Source organism: Paenibacillus sp. J22FR83 (genome assembly GCF_059691955.1).
Genome location: NZ_JCAUAM010000001.1, coordinates 859,204 through 879,675, shown reverse-complemented (window position 1 = coordinate 879,675; position 20,472 = coordinate 859,204). Strand labels below are relative to the sequence as shown.

Genomic DNA, 20,472 nt, shown 5'->3' with positions numbered 1-20,472 from the left:
TATTTTAAGGTGAAGAGAGGCGCAATTTCGAAATGAGCTACAAGACAGAACAAAAGGTAAGGGTGAAAGTACCGGCAAGCACAGCGAATCTAGGTCCCGGCTTTGACTCCTTGGGGATGGCCTTGAACTTATATGCTTGGATTGATATGGCGATCTCTGATCAGACAAGAATTCAATTGATCGGCGATCAGATGAGCGGAATTCCTACGGATAAATCCAATTTGATCTATAAAGTAGCTCAAATGGTATTTGATAAAGCTGGCGTTTCGCATCCAGAGCTTGAGATCTCCATGTATAGTGAAATTCCACTTACGCGCGGTCTAGGAAGCAGTGCTTCAGCGATCGTAGGAGCACTTGCAGGTGCGAATGCGCTAATTGGGAACCGATTCTCAACCTATGAACTGTTCCAGATTGCTTCGCGTCTAGAGAAGCACCCTGATAATGTGGGCGCAAGCCTATATGGTGGCATTGTCGTAGCGTTCTGGGATGAAGTGAGGGCAGAGTCCATACGGATTGAGCCTCATCAGAATTTGGAGGTGCTGGTGGCAATTCCAGCCTTCCAATTGTCGACTGAAAAGGCGAGGGGCGTTATGCCGCAGCATGTAACGATGAAGGATGCAGTATTCAATCTTAGTCACTCCTCGCTGCTTGTTGCTGCGTTAAGTACGGGCAATCTCGAGATGATTCGTCTTGCCATGAAGGACAGATTGCATCAGCCATACCGTGCGGCGCTTATCCCTGGAATGAAGACATTATTAAGCGAATGTGAAGACCATGGCGCGCTTGGTGTTGCTTTGAGCGGGGCGGGACCAACCATGTTAGCGCTGGTTGATGCACGCAGTGAGAAGAAGTCCCAGCTAGAGCAGTTCCTTCATGACACGTTGGCTAAGGAAGGTATTGATGCGCAGCTACTTTGGCTAAAGCCGAGCCAAGAGGGTGTGACGACCACGCTTCTTCGAAGCGAAGATGCGAGTCTTCTTTCTTTAGTGGAGAATGAGGTGCTGGCATGAAGCGAGTTGCCATACTTGGACCCAGCACGTTCTCGGAGGAAGCGACACGTCACTTTTTAGGTGAGAATTTCACGTATGTTTCCTATAAGCTGATCTCAGAGGTATTCAATGCAACAGCTTCTGGTGAAACTGATCTAAGTGTGATTCCCATTGAGAATACGCTAGAAGGCTCTGTACATCTCCATGTGGATTGGCTCGTTCATGAAGTTGATCTTCCCATTCGAGCAGAATTTGTGTTCCCCATCGATATGAATCTGATCGGTTACCCGAGTCCAAATACAGAAGTTGATCCAGCGAATCCATACCGTCATATTCGTAAGGTGTTGTCGCATCAAGTTGTTCCTGCACAGTGCAACCAATTCATGAAGCAATATTTGCGTGGGGCCGAGTTTGAACAAGTAAGCTCCACAGCTGAAGGAGTTCGCATTGTGTCTGAACTTCAGGATCCGACGGTTGCTGCGATTGGGACGGCGATTGCCTCCGCGAACTATGACGTACCGATGTTGCAACGCGAGATTCAAGATCATAAGGATAACATGACTCGCTTCTTGCTTGTTGGTAAAGAGGCATCGGAATTGATGCCGTCGGAAGAAATGAAGACAACGATTCTGGTGACACTGCCGGATGATTATCCTGGTGCTTTGCACCAAGTGCTATCAGCTTTTGCTTGGCGGAGAATTAATCTTTCGAAGATTGAATCGAAACCGACGAAGAAGAAACTTGGCATTTATTATTTCTATATCGATATTGTGGGTACGATGGACTCCATTCTTCTTCCTGCAGCTATTCAAGAGATCGAAGCGATTGGATGTCAGGTTCGCATTCTAGGCTGTTATCCAAGCTATCCGTTTATTGGATCTTAAGAGAAATCCCTTGCGTTTATGACGTGAGGGATTTTTTTTGTTCGAAAGGGGCAAAAGCCTAGGAACGTGCATAAACTGTACTATCATGATTGTAAATAAGCGATGCTGACGCGGCCAAGTTTCTAGCGATTGGATGAGAAACGCGAAGGAAATGCTTACAAAGTCAGTTTTCAGATGAAAACTTAAAGGAGGTAGGGTTTTGAAAATCCATATTGTCAAAAAAGGCGATACCCTGTACGAGCTCGGGAAGAAATACAACACTACGCTTGACCAGATTATTGCACTTAATCCGCAAATAGCTGATCCGAATCAGATTGATATCGGGATGAAAGTGAAAATTCCATCTGCGGCGGTCAAACCGGTTGAACCAGCTCCATCTGATTTTGTTTATAAGCATGTTGTACAACAAGGTGATAGTTTGTGGAAACTGGGGAAAGCCTGGGATGTGCCACTGCAAGCGATGATTAAAGCGAATGCACACTTAAAGAATCCAAATGTACTTATGACGGGTGACGTTGTTTACGTGCCCAAAATGCAGCATGGACATACGCATAACAACCAGCATCATACACCTCATCACCCTTCCAAACTTAGTACAGAACCGTTTGCTCCTATGCCTATAACACAACCAATGCCGCCAGCCGATGCGTACCAACAACCAATTATCCCGAGCCCACAACAACCTATCGTTGAGGCACCTCCGTTATCAACGGGTGAAACGGTTCCCGCCGCACCACAAGTCACGCAGCCGATGCCGGTTATTCCAGCTCCTGTCATGGAAGATCATGGACTTGATCAACCCTACGGGCAAGCGGTGCATCCATTCCAGCAATTTCATATTACAGCCACGGAGGTCTTTGCTTACCCTGAGCAGCAGCATGAAGCTGCGACGCTTCCGGTGTATCCTCCTTACCAAGAAGAGCCTTGTGAACAGCTTCCTACGATGGCAGCTCCAGTTACGATCGTGGATGAAGGCTGCGGGTGTGGCGGACCATCGATGAATGAGCAGCCGTGGATGAACTATCCAGCCCATTATAGCAATGTTCCTATGGGGAACCCTTGGGATCATACGCCACAGGAGATGCATGCAATGCCTGCCTTTTATCCGCCTCCGATGCCGTATGATCACCCGATGGCGCAACACTATGCGTTCCAACATGATCCCTATGGCATTCCTTATGCGGGTGGAGGTCAGCCTACTCAACACGCTCCTTATGAAGAATCCTCACTGTTGCCGCAAGTTCATACGCATGAACTGAAAAAGGTGACGGATACCGTTGCGGAGATTGACATCGACATTCGGGATAAGCAGAAGTCAGCAAAACCCAAAACAAGTAGCACACGAACAGCGCGAAAAGTTAAATTATCAGGAGCTTCAGCGTTGAGTGCGTTCTTGCAACAACAGCAACGGGGTATTGAAAGGCAGGAAGCTAGCAAACCGAACGGACCTTGGATTAATTTCTAGGAACCAAAAAAATAAGCCTCAAATCACGAATACATCGTGGTCTGAGGCTTTTTCCTATTTAACTGATTAAGCTATCATGCCTAAAGTGAAGAAGGTCATTAAACCAATAACGAAATTCATTCCCCATTTCTTCCGAAGAAGCTCACGGCCCCGGTGCAAACGAGTTTTCACAGTCGTAATCGGCAGGTTCAGACGCTCACTAATTTCTTGAAGAGAAAGTTCTTCTAGATAATATAGCGTAATAATGCCTTTATATTTGTCCCCTAATTTGTTGATGGATGCGTGCATGTGCTCTTGGATTTCGGTTTGGAGAACGGCATGTTCCGGCGATTGATCTTGACTGGCAAGCTTACTGTAGTAGCTGTAATCATCATCAAAATCATTTAGCTCCGCATCAAGGGATTGAACAGGTCTCTTTTTACGCAGCAAATCGATGGCAACATTTTTTCCGATCCGATAAATCCAGGTTGAGAAATTCTGGCTTTCATCAAAGTGGTTTAAATTCAAATAGACGCGGATAAAAGTTTCTTGCACAATATCCTCGGAATCAGGACGGTTATGCAGCATCCGAAACGCAAGCTTTTGAATTTTGTTACGATAGAGTTCGACTAACTCCACGAAAGCGTTGCGATCGCCTCGTCTGGATAATTGAATTAATTGAAGTTCTGCCACATTCATGATGTTTCCCTCCTTAGAGTTGTCGTTTGAAAAAGGTGTAAACCAATCTCTTTTGCTTATAACATATATATCGTCATTCCTGTATGCCTATGAGAGTTTTTATCCTATCTTTGACTATATCATTTCTGTGGCTACAGTCAAATTCAAATGAGCCCGAGAGCTCAATTATAACCAATTGTTACCGAAATCTTGTAAGTTTCGTGACAATTTATAGGGATCTTTGACGAAGTCAAAGTCTATCTGCTAGCTACGGGGACTTGGATTTGAATGAGAGACAGTGGTTGTATTCGTATTCGAGGTGCCTGTTCCAATCTTATGAACTTCATTCCATAAGGCTACACTTCCCCACAAGATAACGACGCCGATAATCAGGAGGGTTGTGCGTTTAATTGGTTTTCTTCCATTCATGGTTAATTCACCATCCGTCTTGATTGGTTGCATACGCTTCATTCACTTCTATGGTAAATGATGTATAGTGCTTCTTGCAAATGGAAACAATACGAAAAAACAAGAAGAAGGGGATATCGTGATTGTACATCGGTTCTTGAAGCATTTGAAGAAGAGACTACGCTGGAAGCGAAGTTGGTTGACCTTAGGAATATTCGTTCTAGTTGCTACGGTTACCTGGTCCGTATTTGGTGATCATGCACCTTACAATCCGAAAGTGGCCACTCGCGCGACCCTTGCAGGTTTGACACCAGAGATGGACGAGCGTCTTCAGGAAGCAACGAAATTGCTGCAAACCATTTCGGATCGCAGAGAAAGCTATTTGCTCAAGTCCTATGTTTGTGGCGAAGAACGAAGTCAATTGGGTTCGCATACGTCACAAGAATTACTTTCACTGCAGCAACAACACCCGAATTGGCAGTTAAGTATACAAGAGACTGGCGAGGTTGTGTTTACGGAAAATATTGAAGATTTATCTCCAGACTGCAAGGAAAAGGCAGTGTTCGGGATAGACGGCAGCAGCAATTTGTCGTTATTCAATGGAACTCCTGCAAACAATCACATTATTCGTACCTTTTTCCAACTCAATATTCAGCAGTTAGAAAGCAGTTTGCCAAGAGATACGGTGGCACAACTCCATGAAGGAATTCGAGTTACGGATATAGAGGAGTATAATAGCGTATTATCTACGTTCAGCGATTATGCCATAGAAGTTACGGAAGGTGCTATGTCGCGTCCTTAGTTCAAACAATACCATAGATAATGATCAAGAGATAGTTCCGGGGGTTCCCGAGTCTATCTCTTTTTTTCATTCTCTGCTATAATGGAAATGACTACATATGTTCGCTTTTTTAAAGATGGGAGAGAAATTTTTTGCGTATTCTAGGGATTGATCCAGGGATCGCGATCGTAGGCTTTGGCTTTATTGATAAAATCGGTAGTAAACTAGTTCCGGTACAATATGGTTCGATTCAAACGGAAGCACATACGGATCCAGGTATCCGACTGAAAGATGTCTATGACGCTACAGTACAATTGATAGAGAAATATAAACCAGATGTGATGTCCATTGAGAAACTGTTCTTTAATCGAAATGTAACCACGGCATTCACCGTAGGTCAGGCACGAGGTGTGATGATCCTAGCAGGCGTGCAGGCTGGATTGCCGATTGCTGAATATACACCGCTTCAAGTCAAGCAAGCCGTTGTAGGGTATGGAAATGCAGAGAAGAAACAAGTACAGGAAATGGTCAAGATTTTGTTGAAATTATCCCAAGTACCGAAACCAGATGATGTAGCTGATGCTCTCGCCATCGCTATTTGTCATGCTCATTCTTCATCACTTCAATCTAGGATAAATGAGGTTAGAAAAAGATGATAGATTTCTTACGAGGTAAAGTTGCACACCGTGAAAGTGAGTATGCGGTTCTCGATGTGAATGGGGTGGGCTATCGTGTGTTCTGCCCGAACCCCTATGCGCTTTCGCATAAAGAGAATGAAGACGTCACGATGTTCATCCACTATCATGTGCGGGAAGATGCGCATCTTCTGTTTGGCTTTATAACGCGCGATGAACAGTCCTTATTCCGCTTATTGCTGGATGTTAGCGGTATTGGCCCCAAAGTTGCGCTAGGTATTCTAGCAGCTGGTGGCAGACCTGAAGCAGTGATTCTAGCCATCAGCCAAGAGAATTTGGCATTTCTAACGAAGCTGCCTGGTATTGGCAAGAAAACAGCGCAGCGCATTGTCTTAGATCTGAAAGATAAACTAGGCTCTGTGAGCTTCTCTAGCCCTGAGGCTGCTGTTGCATTAAGTGTCGTTGGATCGGCACAGTTAACGGAAGGCGGACTGCCTTGGAGCGAAGCGAAGGAAGCCTTGATGACACTTGGCTATACGGAAGCGGAAGTTGATCGTGCTTGGCTGCAAGTGAAACCGAAAGCGGGACCATCGGATTCTGTAGATGTGCTGGTGAAGCTTGCTCTGCAAGTGTTATTCACCATGTGAGGAACTGAACGTGCATAGAAAGGAGGGACACCATGGACAATGAACGGATCATATCGGCTAATTTCATGATGGAAGACAATGTGGTCGAGTATAGTCTGCGTCCACGGTTTTTGGCTGAATACATCGGCCAGAAACAGGCGAAGGAGAACCTCAAGATCTATATTGAAGCTGCCAAAATGAGGAAAGAAGCTCTGGATCATGTACTTCTGTATGGACCGCCTGGACTCGGGAAGACAACGCTGTCCAACATTATCGCCAATGAACTTGGCGTGAATATTCGTACAACCTCTGGGCCAGCGATTGAGCGGCCTGGCGATCTGGCTGCCATCCTGACGAATCTGCAGGAGGGGGATGTGCTCTTCATCGATGAGATTCACCGACTCCACCGAACGGTGGAAGAGGTGCTGTACCCAGCGATGGAGGACTTTGCCCTTGATATTATTATCGGCAAGGGACCAAGCGCACGCTCTGTGCGTCTCGACTTGCCGCCGTTTACCTTGATCGGCGCCACGACACGCGTTGGGCTGCTCTCTGCGCCGCTGCGCGACCGTTTCGGAGTCGTCAGTCGGTTGGAGTTCTACACGGTCGATGAGCTGAGCTACATCGTCAGCCGGACAGCCGACATCTTGCAGGTCGGCATCGTTGGTGATGCTGCGCGCGAGATCGGCATGCGTTCACGCGGGACTCCGCGTATCGCGAATCGATTGCTGAAGCGGGTGCGTGATTTTGCCCAGGTGAGAGGCGACGGCATCATCACCATGGAGCTTGCTAAGGAGTCGCTGAGACTTCTGCAAGTGGATGATTTGGGATTAGATGAAATCGACCATAAGATGTTGCGGGCGATTATTCAGAGCTTCCAAGGGGGCCCTGTAGGGCTTGAAACCATTGCCGCTACCATCGGTGAGGAAAGCCAAACCATTGAAGATGTATACGAGCCGTATTTGCTTCAAATCGGTTTTATGCAGCGTACACCAAGAGGACGGATCGTGACGCCGCAAGCGTACCACCATCTAGGGTTACCGGTACCGGAACAGCGATAAATCATGACGCATACAGCTTACATGAATTGACGATTTGAGAAGCTTTTGCCGCTGCTGGAAGGGCGGGCAAGAGCTTTTTTTGTCTTTTTTCAACGAATAAACAAAACTTCTGTCTCTTACTAGAGTCTACATTACTAGATGATAGCGTAAGAAAGGATACGATACCTTTATGTTTGGAAGACATCAGCTAGTTAACCCCAAGCGAATTGCCATCATAACGGCAGCGGCATTAACATTTACAGCTAGTTTATATGGGGGATCTGAAGCGAATGCCGATGGCATTAAGCACTTGGATCAGATTCGTGTTGCCCTTGTTATTAATGCGGTCAAATATAAGAAGATAGAACCTCTAGTTTCGCTCACATCCCCAGGTGGATTCGAAATTGGTGTGCGTGGTTCAGCGAACACGGAACCGAAGACATGGGCTTCCATTTCGGATGCGACGATTCGGATGTCACTCGATCAATACAGTATGATGATGCTAGAAACACCAGACTACACGACAGCTAGGACCTTGAACGGTAAACTCGCAGTAATGGCTGAAGAAAGTTTCGTGTTGAGTCGTATGAAGTTGGGTAAAATGGTCTACCAAGTGTATTACGGGAATTTGCCTACGCAGGGGGAAGCCGAAAGCGCAGCAGCGGGTGCCTTAAAGGACCCGACGGTAGCGGCATTGACGAAATTAGCCCCTCCTGTGCCTAGCGGTCCCCTCCACTTGAGTGCGGGAACCTATGACTCGGAGGGGGCAGCCCAACAGCAAATCGCCGTGTACACGGGGGCTGGTATCCAAGCTGATTTGGTTTTACAGGAGAATGGGGCTGGCAACGTGGCCTACAGTGTTTGGTTAGGAAGCGAAGCAACGTCTGCCAAGCTTGAGCTCGTAAAGCAAGCTGCTTTGAAGGCTGCACCTAATGTGCCTATCCAACCTGCGAATACGAAATCCGCCTATTTGATTCGCAGATCAGATGTAACAAGCTCGGCCAGTCCAACAATTGCTGTAGCCCATTATGTGACAGCTGTAGGAGAGCAGAAAACCGTGATACATCCTAAGAAACAGGGTATCGCTGTGAAAGAACGGATGGACCGCAAATTCCGTGGCGACATGGAAGTGAGCACATATCACGATCGACTGGCGCTGGTCAATGAACTTCCTATGGATCAATATTTATATGGAGTTATCGGTGCAGAGCTTAACTCGCAATGGCCAGCAGAAGCCCTGAAGGCACAAGCTGTAGCGGCGCGTACGTATGCCATCGTTCAAGGAAACAAGTATGAGATTGCACAAGTTACGGATACAACGCTTGAACAGGCCTATTATGGTTTGGACAAAGAATTTACTGCAGGCAACCAAGCGGTTGATGCGACAAAAGACGAAGTGATTACGAATGCGCGAGGCTTGATAACACCGGTATTTGCATCTAATGCGGGTGGCATCACAGCAGATTCTACAGAGGCTTGGGGCAACTCGGTTGACTATTTGCGAAGTGTTGCTAGCCCAGATGAAGGCGCTGAGCAGGGCAAAGCGATCTGGTACCAGATTCAGCTAACAGACGGCCGAATTGGTTTTGTACATAGTATGTATGTGAAGGATAGTGGACAGAAGGATAAGGCAGGTAAAGCCATCTACGAAGCAACAGAATCAGATGTCAACGTGCGGTTAGCACCTTATGTGGATAACGTTGCGAATCCTGGCATAGCTAAACTGGCAGCCAAGGAGAAAGTCGTCGTGCTCGGCCAAGAAAGAGAATCCAATGCCTACTCATGGATCCGAGGCCCATATACCTTAAGTGAAATTAAGAGTAAGCTCGAAGCCGCTAAGATAAATATCAACGGGGAGCTAACCTCACTAGAAGTTTCCAAGAGAGGTCCTTCGGGTCGAGCGATTGAGCTGAAAGCGAACGGTGTTGTCGTCAAAGTGGACAATCCCGACGCCATCCGAGGTTTACTTGGCGGATTGCCGAGTACGCTGTTTGAAATAGAAGGAGCAGGCAGTTATACTGGTACTAGCTCATCTGCTACAAGCACTGCCAACATTGCGATTTTGAGCGGCTCTGGGGTCGTTACGAGCAGTTCATCTTCAGATAGCGTCTATGTGTTAGCCGGGAAACAAACGCAGCCAACAGCTGTGAAGACAACCGAATTAATGACGCTAAGCAGTACAGGCTTAAGCAAGCCCGCGGTGACGGGAACAACGGCATCTAGCATCCCACCTAAGGGGTCAACTGCCCTACAAGGAAATCAGATTATTTTCCGCGGAAAAGGATTTGGCCATGGTGTAGGCATGTCGCAATGGGGTGCAAAAGGTTTTGCAGAGAAGGGCTACGATTACAAAAAAATACTTCAGACGTACTTTGCTGGGGTCAACATAACGAAGGAATGAATAACTAACATGGAAGTACAAGCATTTGATTTTGAATTACCTGAATCATTGATTGCCCAGACGCCGCTGCTAGAACGCACGGCGTCTAGATTGCTTACCTTAAACAAGGAGACAGGCGAAACTGCTCATCGCACATTCGAAGATCTAATCGCTTATGTAGAAGCCGGGGACTTACTCGTGATGAACGATACACGAGTCATTCCAGCACGGCTTTTTGGCATGAAGAAAGACACCGGCGCCAAAGTGGAGATATTGCTATTAAAGCCACTAGGCGAGGATCGATGGGAAGCGCTGGTCAAACCAGGGAAACGCATGCAGCTCGGCGCTGTTGCGGTATTCGGTACGGCTACTGATGAGGGTGGCGAGCCGCTATTAACTGCTGAGGTCGTTGAAGTAGGAGATATGGGAGCTCGTATTCTGCAGTTCCGGTACACGGGTATTTTCAATGAGATCCTAGATCGATTAGGCGAGATGCCGCTTCCGCCTTACATCAAGGAGCAGCTATCCGAACGGGAACGATATCAAACGGTGTATGCCAAGCATGAAGGCTCATCTGCCGCGCCAACGGCAGGGTTGCATTTTACGGCAGAATATTTGGAAAGATTGAAGGAGAAGGGTGTCCGGCTAGCCTTCGTAACATTGCATGTAGGTCTAGGTACGTTCCGGCCTGTATCCGTAGATAAGATCGAAGATCACCAGATGCACGCTGAATTTTACATTTTGTCTGAAGAAACAGCGGCCTTAATCAATGAAACGAAATCAGCGGGGAAACGGGTTATTGCTGTCGGTACGACGTCTGCACGGACGTTGGAGACAGCAGCAGGATTGAGCCGAGAGCAATCTGGGTACCAAGAAGGTCAACCTTTGCTTATTCAGCCTTCCCAAGGCTGGACCTCGATTTTCATTTATCCAGGCTATTCATTTGGTGTTGTAGACGCGTTGTTAACGAATTTTCACCTCCCCAAGTCAACATTGCTTATGCTCATTAGTGCATTGGCTGGTAAGGCCAATATTATGCGAGCCTACGAGGAAGCTGTGAAGGAAGAGTATCGATTCTTCAGCTTCGGCGATGCCATGTTGATTTATTAAAAACATTCAATGAACCAAGAAGAGCAAGTTTAGAATAGGAAGTGGATATCATGACAGCAGCAGTAACATATGAACCGATTAAAACTTGTAAACAATCCGGCGCACGCTTAGGCCGCGTTCACACACCGCACGGCGTGATTGAAACACCAGCGTTTATGCCTGTGGGCACGCAGGCTACTGTAAAAACGATGAGTCCGGAAGAATTGAAAACGATGGACGCGCAAATTATTTTAAGCAACACCTACCATTTGTTCATTCGTCCTGGACATGAGATTGTGAAGGAAGCTGGCGGACTGCATAAGTTCATGAATTGGGATCGCCCCATCCTGACCGATAGCGGTGGCTTTCAAGTGTTTAGCTTAAGCAATATGCGTAAGATTACGGAGGAAGGCGTCACATTCAAATCGCATTTGAACGGTGATAAGTTGTTCCTATCCCCTGAGAAAGCAATGGAAATCCAGAATGCACTTGGTTCTGATATCATGATGGCTTTCGATGAATGTCCGCCGTTTCCAGCGGAGTACGAATACGTGAAGAAATCACTGGAACGGACGACGCGGTGGGCGGAGCGCTGTCTGCAAAGCCATGCTAGACCTCAGGATCAAGGCTTGTTTGCGATCATCCAAGGTGGCATGCATGAGGATCTACGTAAGCTAAGTGCGGAGCAGTTGACTTCCATGGATTTCCCGGGGTATGCTATTGGTGGACTGAGTGTAGGTGAGCCTAAGCACTTGATGTATGAAGTGTTAGATTACACGACACCACTTATGCCTGCGAATAAACCTCGTTATTTGATGGGGGTTGGTTCGCCGGACGCTTTGATTGAAGGCGCTATCCGAGGCATTGATATGTTTGATTGTGTGTTACCGACGCGGATCGCTAGAAACGGAACTTGTATGACAAGCTCAGGCCGTCTAGTTATTCGTAATGCGAAATATGCAAAGGACTTCGGGCCGCTGGATGCCAAATGTTCGTGTTACACGTGTACGAATTACAGTCGCGCTTATATTCGACATCTCATCAAAGCGGATGAAACGTTCGGTATTCGTTTGACGACAATTCATAACCTTCACTTTCTACTACAGCTTATGCGTGAAGTTAGAGAAGCCATTAAGGAAGATCGCTTACTTGATTTCCGAGATACCTTCTTTGCCGCTTACGGGCTGAATGATAATGAAAGAGGATTTTAAGAGAGGAGGATACCTATGTTTCTATTGGCAGAAGATGCTGCAAGCACAGGTGCAGTAGGGTATTTGTATACATACGGGCCGTTAGTGCTCATGTTCGTAGTTTTGTACTTCTTACTTATTCGTCCACAGCAAAAAAGACAGAAAACACGTAGTCAAATGCTCGGAGGATTGAAAAAAGGGGATAAGGTTGTTACGATTGGCGGGCTTCACGGCACGATTGTAGAAATCACAGATGACATTTGCGTACTTCGTGTAAACGATGCGACGAAAATGACTTTTGATCGCTCAGCAGTCAATGCAGTTTCACAAACACAAGCGACTAAGGAATAAACAAAAAGCGAGGTCCTATAATAGGCTCTCGCTTTTTATTTGCATATATACTTGAAATTAATATTCGTTATTCTTTACGGGGCGCTTAAGGAGTGCACGCTCACCAAGGATAAGTCGACCTTCAGCAATACGTAGACCCATTCGAGCAGCGACAACACCGAGTACAACACCAGCACACATATCGGACAACCAGTGAATACCTAGGTAGAAGATTGTGAAAATAATAAAGGCTGCTGAGCAGGGAACGAAAATTTTCCAAAACATGTTCCGGCTTTTGACAGCGATGACCGCCATTGACACGGAGATGGATGTGTGCAAACTTGGGAAACAATTGTCCAGTCCAGATAAAGGTCTGTAATCTTGCTCGAAAGTAGGGAACACATCTAAGATGAGTAGGTCTACTTTGGGGTGGAAGAACCAAACTTCATTAACTGGGAAAAAGAGATAGAACGGGATGGCTATCATATAATTGAACATCAGCGCATAACAGACGGCATAGAAAAGTTTATGATTCTTCTGATAGGTGTAAATAGCAATAGAAGTAATCATAATCGATGGGAAAATAATAACATAGAAATAACTACATACGATTGTAAGGATATCATTATGGAAAAAGTTCTGGATCGTTGCTACAAAGTCTCCTTCGATGCCGTAGATCGATTTCGTGAAATCAGCTTTGTATTGCATGCCTTTCTCAATGGCCATTTCCATCTTGTTAAACATGAGAATCATTAGCAATGCGATGAAGTGAAAAAGGAATTTACGTGAAGTAAAAATTTCATGAACTAAGGAGCTAGCTATGGTGTATGGGCTCTTTCGCGTTGCGATAATTACAAAAGCGAAAATTGTTAGTACAATATAAACTGTCGCATGCGTCATAGATTGAAAAGGGCTCAAGTTGTATCCCCCTATATATTGGAAGTTTTGTGCGGCAATAACTATGACATTATACCACATTCAACGGGGGGGAAGTGCAATCTTCACGGAAAAGACTTATTTCTGAGTATTTACACCAAGTATGCCGCCGAGCGCCCCAGATGCGAATAAAATGCCAAGCAATTGGAGGGACTGAAGATTCAACCCTGCATCGAATGCCAGAAAACCGACTAAGAAAATGAGAATGAAGTAGAAGATGCCGACCATGCCCCCGTGGTACCAGCCGCGGTTACCGGCCCGTTTGCCTGAAACCCATCCTCCAATAAATAAGGAGACTGCATGGATAATGGTTGTTAATGTGTGTAAGGAGCTTTCTTGTGTGCTGGTTAAAAGCAAAAACAAGGAGGTCACAATGGTTCCAATGGTCATCATGCTAAATGAGTAGACAAGTCCTGAAAATAAAGGCGATGTTATTCGAACCTGACTGACCGTTTTCATAGGGTTCACAGGCATCATTCCTTTCCTATATTCGAACGCTTCATTAACATCATTGTATGGCCAAGCACATAGAATTAGTACAAACTATAGATCAAGGAGTGTGAATATTTATGACTGAATTCTCTCAAGGTCCAGTATTGTGGCAAGCCATAGCTGCCCTGCTTATTTTTGCAGTTGCTTACGTTTGCATATTGATAGAAAAATGGGATCGTATGTATACCGCGCTTGGTGGGGCTAGTTTAATGTTGATATTAGGCATTGTGCCGTTCCCCAAAGCATTTACAACTTACGCGAACTGGCCAGTGTTAATCTATCTCGTGAGTCTTTTCATTATTTCTAGCATTTTTCAGAAAACAGGCATTATTACATATGTTGTAAGTGCTATTGTTCGAAAATACCGCATGCGAGCTTTGACACTTATTATTAGCCTTTCCCTGATCGCAGCGCTCATCTCTGCACTCTTGGATAGTTTAATGGCGGTCATAGTCATCGTTCCTTTCATCGTTATTGCGTCCAAAAAAATGAGGTTACTGCCAGCGCCATTTCTAATCTCAGTGTTGTTATCTGTACATATTGGCGGTGCAGCGACGATTATGGGGAATATACCTAGTCGTATGCTTGGGGCGTCAGGACACCTTACATCAGGGACCATGTTTATGAAGTTGTTTCCACTGATTTGCTTGCTGTTAGCTGTCGTTTATCTCATTATGTGGCTGATCTATCGAAAGCGTTTAGTGGCAGCAGAAGCAAATATGCGTGAGCTGCTAAGCTTACAGCCAAGCTCCTATTTATCTCCCCATAGAGAATTCGTAGTAGGAAGCAGTATTATTACGGGGCTAACCGTACTTACATTATGTCTACATGGTGTACTAGGTTGGAGTCCGGCTTACATCGCAGCTTCGGGGGCAATTGCTTTGCTTATCATGAACTACAAAGATATGAAAGAGCTAATAAAAACGAAGGATTATGGTGCCGTCTGGCATCACGTAAGAGAAACACAATGGCTCTTTTTCTTGGGACTGTTCATCATGGTCGGGGGCTTAACGTATGCGGGATTTTCAGGATTCATTGCAAATCGAGGTCTTGAGCTAAGCCAAGGGAGTATCTCATTTCTTTCCATTCTATTGCTATGGTTGAATACGTTTGGGACAGCCATGATGGATAATGTTCCTTTCATTGCTGCGATGATTCCCATTGTTGATGGGATGGACCCGCTCGTAGAGATTCCTGTACAGCCGATGTGGTGGGCGTTGATCGTTGGAAGCGGGATCGGAAGCGGTGTGACACTCATAAGTTCGATAGCTAGCTTATACGCGGCATCTTTTACCTATCAAGATGGTGTGAAGTTGAAACAAAGTGAGTATGTCGTCGTAGCTGCTCCGATCTGTTTCGTACTGCTATTGATTTCTACGTTATATTTCAAATTATTCTTGTTGTAATTGCCAACAATTGAATACGTAATATCTGCATGATGAGGTGCCTACACGGTCAGAATACCAGTGAACTCCAAGAACAAGCTAGAGCTTGAGAATCAGGGAGGAAAGCGATGGATATTCTGACCATTTTTTTGCGTACGGTGCTTATCTATTTTGTGGTATTTCTCATGCTGCGTATCATGGGGAAAAGGGAGATCGGCAAGCTGTCGCTATTCGATCTTGTCATTTCGATTATGATTGCGGAGATTGCCGTGTTTGTGCTCGAGGACGTTAAGAAGCCGCTGATGTCTGGCATTTTACCCATGGGGACGTTGGTGCTTATTCAAGTTGCCATCGCCTACATCACGTTAAAGAGTCGTACGATTCGTGTGCTTTTTGACGGGAAACCGAGTGTGCTTATCAACAAGGGAATGATTAATCGAAACGAAATGAAGAAGCATCGTTATAATTTGGATGATCTGATGCTGCAATTGAGACAAAATAAAGTTATGAACGTGGCTGACGTGGAATTTGCGATACTGGAACCTTCGGGGAAGTTAAGTGTGGTTGAGAAAGACAAAAATGACAAAGAGACAGAGACGGAAGTAACGAAATCTAAGAATGCGATACGTTACGAAGGCTTGCCGCTGCCTCTCATTATGGATGGTAAAGTACAAGACGATAATCTAGAAAAGATCGGTCAAACGAGGTTTTGGTTGAAAAATCAGCTCCAAGAAAAAGGGGCAAAGGATTTTAAAGAAATTTTCTACTGTTCGATTGATCATCGCGGACGAATGTTTCTTGATCGCAAGAGATGAATAAGCGCTGATTCAACGAATTATTTTTTTGCCCATCGTCACCAGTCGACTGATATCTTTGAGACTGATGAGTCGGAAAACCGTGATGAAAAAGATGTAAGAAACCAGCCCTAACAACAAGGAGGACAGGAACCGTATCCAAGTTGCAGACACCCAAGGTGTGTACATGATGAGATAACATACAACACCAGATAGCAGCATGGATGCGCCAATTTTCCCGAAACTACTCCCTTCCATCCGGAATTTGAGCAGCCGAACGACACTATTCCAGTGTAAAAGTGTAACTAAAACGATATTCACATTGATGGCGAACACAGCACCTTGTATGCCCATTTCAGGCTTGCTTGCCAACCAATAGATTAAGAATAACTTAACTGTTGAGCCAATTAGCGTGTTGATTAGAGCAGCTCCGGGCTTGTTCAAAGCTTGTAGGGCAGATTGCAACGGTGCTTGAAAATAAATAAATATTGCAATTGGTGCCATCATCTTCAGCATGACGCTGACTTCAGGTTGATTGTAGAGGTACTTGCAAATCGGCTCAGCGAGTACAAACATTAAGACTGAGAAAGGGGCACCTGTCACTAAAGCGAGCTTTAGCGATTGATGCAGACGCATATGGATGGTCTTAAGGTCTTTGCGGGCGGCAGCTTCACTTAATGATGGAATGAGAGAAACAGATAATGACATGGTGAGTGCACTGGGCAGGAGGATGATGGGAATAATCATACCTTGTAATGCTCCGTACTGGGCAGTTGCAAGTGATGTCGTGATGCCTGCGATCGCCAAGCTTTGGGCAATTAAAATCGACTCCAGTAAGTAAGAACCAGCTCCGATGAGTTTGCTTCCTGTGATGGGGATGGAAATGCGTAATATTCTTCGAAGATTGGTAAGACGGCCTGTCGTTTTCTTTGTCCCGATTTGAGCAAGTGGGGTCTTGGATGAATCTTTCTTATCCCATCGGAAATGAATAGCCAGGACAGCTAGTCCACCAATTTCACCTGCTAAGACGCCAATCATCGCGCCTGCTGCCGCATATTCGATGCCATAGGGAATCATCATATACGAGCATACGAGAACCATGACAATGCGAATCAACGTTTCCACAATTTGAGAGGTGGCGGTTGGGATCATATTTTGTCTGCCTTGAAAGTAACCGCGGTATACGGCAGAGACGCCAATAATGGGGATCATGGGACTCATACATAGAAAAGTGTAATAAACACGAGAGTCCGTCAGTAAATGTGACGTAATCCATGAGGCTCCTATAAGACAGATCCCTGTAAATACGAAACTAAGAGATAGGGTGATGGCTAGGGAAATGCGTAGAATGCTGCGAATTCGCGTTTCATTTTTCTCTGCCTCTGCTTCAGCGATCAGCTTGGAGATGGCAACGGGAATACCTCCGGTAATGATGGTTAAAATAACGGATAGGAATGGCCAGCCCATCTGATAAATGCCGATGCCTTCCGCCCCGATCACACGCGGTAATGTCATTCGGGGTATGAAGCCAAGTATGCGATTCAAAATGCCTGCGGCGAGCAGGATCATTGTACCTCTTATAAACGACTGCTTGGTCACTGCCATACCCTCTTCCGATAATGTCATACCTATGACTATGCGAGAGATGGCCAAGCTCATGCTAAGATTTTGTGTGATACGTACGCATTTGGCAGGAAATTCCGTTGTGGGTATCGAATTGTACATGATACAGATAAAAACGAATGCCCTAGCTATGCTTACGTAGATAGTTTTGCTCCAGCAAAACTTTTAGGAGGATCCCCCATGAGTGAACCACTACAGGATAATGGAAGTGAAGAAGAGAATCCAGGTATGTCGGATCAAGAACTAAATGAAATTATCGAAAGCTTGTGTTTAAGCAAAGTTGAAGAGTTTATTCTGCTCGGGTATGAGCACGTTACCGGCAAGGATATATGGGATTGTGTCAGCGATAAATATCGCAAAACAGGGTTGCCTTCTATCCATCAAATCGTAAATGACATTTTATCCCTCAAATCTACAGCGTTTATGAACTGGATGACGATTAGTATGTATAGAGGAGCCCAATTCTAAGAATGGGCTTATTTTTTACGTGAAACGACTTAAATTGACTCGTTTTTCAGACCTGAGTATAATAGGCATATTGAGTATTGAAGGGAGACTAGCAACAGATGCTGGATTGGAAAAGAATTTCGTTCTTTTTTCTAACGGTCGTCATTGTTCTGGGTGCAGTTGGAGTTACGAGCCCTGGATTAGTAGACCGTATTAAGCTTGGATTGGATTTAAAAGGCGGGTTTGAAATCTTGTACACCGCTGAGCCGCTAACGGCTGGACAGCCCCTAACGAAGGAAACGCTTACGGAAGCGGCCAAAAGTCTTGCGAAACGTGCCGATACCCTTGGTGTCGCTGAACCAGAGGTGTATCCAGAAGGATCAGATCGTATCCGTGTTCGTCTAGCAGGTGTTGAGAACGAAGAAGAAGTTCGTACGTTGATGTCCAAGCCTTCTGTATTAACGTTCAGAGGTCCTGATGGCACCGTGTACATGAACGGTACAGATTTCGTTGAGAACGCTGCGAAATTAAGCTACGATCCGAACACGAAGCAACCGATTGTTGAAATTAAAATGAAGAGCAGAGAGAAATTCAAGGAAGTTACAACGAAACTTACTGGAAGTACGCTCTCCATTTATTTGGATGATGATTTGCAATCGACTGCATCCGTTAATTTCCCTATCGATAGCGACTCCGCCATCATTACACAAACGAATGTTGCTGAAGCGACAAAAGTAGCGAAAATGATTAACTTAGGCGCAATGCCGCTTAAATTAACAGAGAAATACATACAACGTGTTGATGCTACATTAGGGAAAGCTTCCTTACACGAAACAGCTAGAGCAGGGTTGATTGCTTCGGTCCTAATCTTCTTGTTCATGGTGCTTTACTATCGTGTACCAGGCTTAGTAGCAGCTTTCACTTTGATCACTTATGTTTGGGTACTACTCGCGATCTTTGACTTTATGAATGCCACATTGACATTGCCAGGTATTGCTGCCTTAGTCTTAGGCGCAGGGATGGCTGTCGATGCGAACATTATCACCTACGAGCGTATTCGCGAAGAAATCCGTGCAGGCAAGAGTATTCTTTCATCCTTGAAAGCAGGGACGAAGCATTCCTTCCGTACGATTATGGATGCGAACGTAACCAATCTAATCGCAGGTATCGTGCTTTATTATGTAGGTAACGGTGCGATTCGCGGTTTCGCAGTTATTACGATGATGAGTATTATTATCTCCATCGTAACGAACGTCTTGTTCTCCAGATGGCTGCTACATCTTATTATCCGAGGTAATTTGCTGAAAAAGCCAAGTTATTTCGGTGTGAAGGAGGCAGACATCCGTGGACTCTAAGAAAAAGTACGATTTTGTAAAAAATCGCAATATCTATTTCATCATTTCGGCTGTTATTCTGATCGCAGGGTTAATCGTTATCCTAACCTCGAGCATGAATTTCGGAGTCGATTTCAAAGCAGGAACGAATATTGACCTTGTTGTCGGCAAACAGTTGGATAGCGCGAAGGTTGAAGAAATTTTACATGGTTTGAACACAAGCGGCGATGTGAAATCGAAATATGCAGATCCTACAATTGGTGGTAATAATAGTGATCGTGTGTCGATCCGTTTCGATGACGTATTAGACGATGCGACAGTGAACAAAATCCAAACCGCCTTTGCAACGGCTTATAGCGCAGAGGTGTCGAAGGAAATTAATACAGTTGATCCACAGCTTGCGAAAGAGTTATTGTTGAAAGCCGTGTATGCTGTTGCCCTTTCAAGCGTATTGATCTGTTTGTACGTGAGTATCCGATTCGAATGGCGTTTCGCCTTGGCTGCGATTATCGCAATTCTGCATGATGCGTTCATCGTTATCGCGATGTTTGCGATTTTCCGCTTCGAAGTGAACCTACCGTTCCTTGCGGCAGTATTAACCACGATTGGTTATTCCATTAATGATAAGATCGTTATCTTTGACCGGATACGTGAGAATCTGCGGTTTGCTAAATTGAAGACAGATGCAGATTTAGTTGCTCTCGTTAACGATAGTATCTGGCAAACGATGGCACGTAACATTAATACCGTTCTCGTTGTATTAATCGCTGCTGGTTGTTTGTATTTATTCGGAAGCGAGTCCATTAAGTTGTTCGCTTTGGCTAAGTTAATCGGTTTGACAAGCGGTGCCTACTCTTCCGTCTTCATTGCATGTTCCTTATGGTATTTGTTCAAAAGAAATTCGTTAACGCGTTCTAAAAAGAAAGCTGCAGCGTAATAACCATAATATCCGGCCGCGTGAACTGTTGCGCGGCCTTTGTATCCGTT

Annotated in this window: 21 protein-coding genes; 16 read left to right on the top strand and 5 right to left on the bottom strand. The window is 45.3% G+C overall.

The window, feature by feature from the left end; genetic code table 11:
• Positions 1-32 precede the first annotated feature (32 nt).
• The 3 genes from thrB to AC58PV_RS03040 all read left to right on the top strand — a co-directional run bounded on the left by thrB (position 33) and on the right by AC58PV_RS03040 (position 3,338).
• A complete protein-coding gene (gene thrB, locus AC58PV_RS03050) occupies positions 33-1,010 on the top strand; it encodes a homoserine kinase (RefSeq protein ID WP_497430807.1) in 978 nt (325 codons plus the stop codon).
• Positions 1,007-1,873, top strand: a complete 867-nt coding sequence (pheA, locus tag AC58PV_RS03045; RefSeq protein WP_497430806.1) for a prephenate dehydratase — start codon at positions 1,007-1,009, stop codon at positions 1,871-1,873. Before thrB ends, pheA begins: the two co-directional genes overlap by 4 nt.
• 199 nt (positions 1,874-2,072) lie before the next feature.
• Positions 2,073-3,338 (top strand): LysM peptidoglycan-binding domain-containing protein, encoded by a 1,266-nt coding sequence (locus AC58PV_RS03040; RefSeq protein ID WP_497430805.1) that lies wholly within the window; start codon positions 2,073-2,075, stop codon positions 3,336-3,338.
• 66 nt (positions 3,339-3,404) lie between these two features.
• Here AC58PV_RS03040 and sigW read toward each other — a convergent pair whose 3' ends face one another.
• Both sigW and AC58PV_RS03030 read right to left on the bottom strand, forming a co-directional pair.
• On the bottom strand, positions 3,405-4,016 hold the full coding sequence (gene sigW / locus AC58PV_RS03035) for an RNA polymerase sigma factor SigW (protein ID WP_497430804.1): 612 nt from the start codon (positions 4,014-4,016) through the stop codon (positions 3,405-3,407).
• Positions 4,017-4,259: 243 nt separating this feature from the next.
• Entirely contained in the window at positions 4,260-4,457 is a 198-nt protein-coding gene (locus AC58PV_RS03030; protein WP_497430803.1) for a hypothetical protein, read from the bottom strand.
• Positions 4,458-4,542: 85 nt separating this feature from the next.
• Between AC58PV_RS03030 and AC58PV_RS03025 the strand changes: the two genes are divergently transcribed.
• The 8 genes from AC58PV_RS03025 (at position 4,543) to yajC (ending at position 12,495) form a co-directional block, all read left to right on the top strand.
• Entirely contained in the window at positions 4,543-5,205 is a 663-nt protein-coding gene (locus AC58PV_RS03025; RefSeq protein ID WP_497430802.1) for a BofC C-terminal domain-containing protein, read from the top strand.
• Between the two features lie 131 nt (positions 5,206-5,336).
• The gene (ruvC, locus tag AC58PV_RS03020) at positions 5,337-5,840 is read left to right on the top strand and encodes a crossover junction endodeoxyribonuclease RuvC (protein ID WP_068665504.1); all 504 of its coding nucleotides are present in this window, start codon (positions 5,337-5,339) and stop codon (positions 5,838-5,840) included.
• Entirely contained in the window at positions 5,837-6,466 is a 630-nt protein-coding gene (ruvA, locus tag AC58PV_RS03015) for a Holliday junction branch migration protein RuvA (protein ID WP_497430801.1), read from the top strand. Before ruvC ends, ruvA begins: the two co-directional genes overlap by 4 nt.
• Before the next feature lie 32 nt (positions 6,467-6,498).
• A complete protein-coding gene (ruvB, locus tag AC58PV_RS03010) occupies positions 6,499-7,506 on the top strand; it encodes a Holliday junction branch migration DNA helicase RuvB (RefSeq protein ID WP_068665508.1) in 1,008 nt (335 codons plus the stop codon).
• Positions 7,507-7,675: 169 nt separating this feature from the next.
• On the top strand, positions 7,676-9,886 hold the full coding sequence (locus tag AC58PV_RS03005) for a SpoIID/LytB domain-containing protein (RefSeq protein WP_497430800.1): 2,211 nt from the start codon (positions 7,676-7,678) through the stop codon (positions 9,884-9,886).
• Positions 9,887-9,895: 9 nt separating this feature from the next.
• Positions 9,896-10,975 carry a tRNA preQ1(34) S-adenosylmethionine ribosyltransferase-isomerase QueA gene (gene queA, locus AC58PV_RS03000; RefSeq protein ID WP_497430799.1) on the top strand — a complete coding sequence of 360 codons (1,080 nt, stop codon included), beginning with the start codon at positions 9,896-9,898 and terminating at the stop codon, positions 10,973-10,975.
• A gap of 50 nt (positions 10,976-11,025) precedes the next feature.
• Entirely contained in the window at positions 11,026-12,165 is a 1,140-nt protein-coding gene (tgt, locus tag AC58PV_RS02995; protein ID WP_497430798.1) for a tRNA guanosine(34) transglycosylase Tgt, read from the top strand.
• A gap of 15 nt (positions 12,166-12,180) precedes the next feature.
• Positions 12,181-12,495, top strand: a complete 315-nt coding sequence (gene yajC, locus AC58PV_RS02990; RefSeq protein ID WP_057311649.1) for a preprotein translocase subunit YajC — start codon at positions 12,181-12,183, stop codon at positions 12,493-12,495.
• A 57-nt stretch (positions 12,496-12,552) separates the two neighbouring features.
• Here yajC and AC58PV_RS02985 read toward each other — a convergent pair whose 3' ends face one another.
• Positions 12,553-13,392: a phosphatase PAP2 family protein gene (locus AC58PV_RS02985; RefSeq protein ID WP_497430797.1), complete on the bottom strand. Its 840-nt coding sequence runs from the start codon at positions 13,390-13,392 to the stop codon at positions 12,553-12,555.
• A 96-nt stretch (positions 13,393-13,488) separates the two neighbouring features.
• Entirely contained in the window at positions 13,489-13,869 is a 381-nt protein-coding gene (locus AC58PV_RS02980; RefSeq protein WP_441990030.1) for a TIGR04086 family membrane protein, read from the bottom strand.
• A gap of 110 nt (positions 13,870-13,979) precedes the next feature.
• Between AC58PV_RS02980 and AC58PV_RS02975 the strand changes: the two genes are divergently transcribed.
• Entirely contained in the window at positions 13,980-15,308 is a 1,329-nt protein-coding gene (locus tag AC58PV_RS02975; RefSeq protein ID WP_497430796.1) for an ArsB/NhaD family transporter, read from the top strand.
• Positions 15,309-15,415: 107 nt separating this feature from the next.
• Positions 15,416-16,102, top strand: a complete 687-nt coding sequence (locus AC58PV_RS02970) for a DUF421 domain-containing protein (protein WP_497430795.1) — start codon at positions 15,416-15,418, stop codon at positions 16,100-16,102.
• A gap of 12 nt (positions 16,103-16,114) precedes the next feature.
• On the opposite strand, the gene spoVB is transcribed toward AC58PV_RS02970, so the two are convergent.
• Positions 16,115-17,680 carry a stage V sporulation protein B gene (spoVB, locus tag AC58PV_RS02965; RefSeq protein ID WP_497430794.1) on the bottom strand — a complete coding sequence of 522 codons (1,566 nt, stop codon included), beginning with the start codon at positions 17,678-17,680 and terminating at the stop codon, positions 16,115-16,117.
• 204 nt (positions 17,681-17,884) lie between these two features.
• Here spoVB and AC58PV_RS02960 point away from each other — a divergent pair, with 204 nt between their 5' ends.
• From AC58PV_RS02960 to secF, 3 genes are all read left to right on the top strand, one after another.
• The gene (locus tag AC58PV_RS02960; RefSeq protein WP_497430793.1) at positions 17,885-18,172 is read left to right on the top strand and encodes a post-transcriptional regulator; all 288 of its coding nucleotides are present in this window, start codon (positions 17,885-17,887) and stop codon (positions 18,170-18,172) included.
• A 101-nt stretch (positions 18,173-18,273) separates the two neighbouring features.
• Positions 18,274-19,506, top strand: coding sequence for a protein translocase subunit SecD (secD, locus tag AC58PV_RS02955; protein WP_497430936.1), 1,233 nt, complete (start codon positions 18,274-18,276; stop codon positions 19,504-19,506).
• Positions 19,496-20,422: a protein translocase subunit SecF gene (secF, locus tag AC58PV_RS02950; protein ID WP_497430792.1), complete on the top strand. Its 927-nt coding sequence runs from the start codon at positions 19,496-19,498 to the stop codon at positions 20,420-20,422. The genes secD and secF overlap by 11 nt, the downstream gene beginning before the upstream one ends.
• Positions 20,423-20,472: the final 50 nt, after the last annotated feature.